Annotated in this window: 2 protein-coding genes and 1 pseudogene; all 3 read left to right on the top strand. The window is 37.1% G+C overall.

Going from position 1 to position 1,163, the window contains the following annotated elements; genetic code table 11:
- Positions 1 to 417: pseudogene (locus tag H5186_RS23235) on the top strand (hypothetical protein); the annotation flags it as partial.
- Between the two features lie 6 nt (positions 418 to 423).
- Complete coding sequence (locus H5186_RS22515; RefSeq protein ID WP_182795042.1) at positions 424 to 876, top strand: SMI1/KNR4 family protein; 453 nt, start codon at positions 424 to 426, stop codon at positions 874 to 876.
- A gap of 38 nt (positions 877 to 914) precedes the next feature.
- Positions 915 to 1,163, top strand: a 249-nt coding sequence (locus H5186_RS22510) for a DUF600 domain-containing protein (protein ID WP_182795041.1), incomplete at its 3' end; no start/stop codon positions are given.

Below are 1,163 nucleotides of genomic sequence, written 5' to 3'. Positions count from 1 at the left end.
GAAGTCACCCCGCAAATAGACCAAGGCGTAAGAAACGCCGCAAATGAAATTGGCAATCGCGTAAATAAAGCCCTCGATGAATTTGAGCCACCGGCAAGCACAGGCGTAGTGGGCAAACCGAAGAAGACGGTAGCCAATGAATTAGAGCCACCGAAATGGAATGATTTGAAGGAGGCTCAAAGTAAAAAACTTTCTAATTCAACCGACAAAATATACAGCTCAAATTTACTCAATAATCGCAAGATATATAAAAACGATCTTGACTTTACGTCAGAAATAGCACAAATGTTGATTCAAGTATTAAAGATAAAATTGAAGATGATAATAGCTTTAGGAATAACCCTTCGCTCCAATATTAGTATGAAAAATTTAAAAAAGAGTACTGGAAACTTAGAGCAAAAGATTTTGAGTAGGTAAATCTGTATGAATAAATATAGTGAGTTAATCAAACAACTTGATTTGAGTGAACACGAAACCATTTGGCAAGGTTCGGCTGACTTGAAAGAAATAGCACTACTTGAACAGCTAATTTCGATAAAACTCCCGCCTTCATTAGTTGGTTTTTTAAAAGAATGTGGTGGAGGTGGGACAATCGATGCGGAGGTATCTGGTATTGAAGATAATAATGCTACTTTGAAGCGTGGAGGAACGATATTAGGTGACACACTAGATTGCAGGGAAACATTTGAATTACCCCCCCATTTAATTGTAATTTTTTATAAAGAAAATGAAATTTGTTGGTGCTTAGATTCTAATACCCAAGAAAAAGAATACCCACTGGTTAATTATAATTTATTTAAAAAACAAGTTGACGGAGTAATAGCTGATTCCTTCCTCTCATTCTTTTGTGATTATGTTGAACTTAGAACCTCGTAGAATCTATTAAAGCTAATTGAACACGCTAAGGACAGCACATGCAACCAGAAATAAAAAACATCCCCCAACATCTTGGGCAATACTTGTACCAGCAAATAAATGAGCCGTGGCTTGAAGCCCAACTCATTTTAAATTGCGAAGATGAAAGCGTACTTGAATGCAAAGCTCACTTTAAAAAAGCCGATGACTCTAGTGAACAGCCAATTACCGTGACAGACGAGATAGTCGATTTATTCATCACCCTTTTTGAGAATGCCACTAAACACCAACCAGAAAAATGGACGCGC

This window comes from Pseudoalteromonas sp. SG41-2 (assembly GCF_014164535.1).
GTDB lineage: Bacteria > Pseudomonadota > Gammaproteobacteria > Enterobacterales > Alteromonadaceae > Pseudoalteromonas > Pseudoalteromonas rhizosphaerae.
Note: the sequence above shows the minus strand (reverse complement) of the source record. Positions and strands in the feature narration are given on the sequence as shown.

Excerpts from the sequence above, each read along its gene's own strand:
- H5186_RS22515 (WP_182795042.1), top strand. The coding sequence starts at position 424 with ATGAATAAATATAGTGAGTTAATCAAACAACTTGATTTGAGTGAACAC.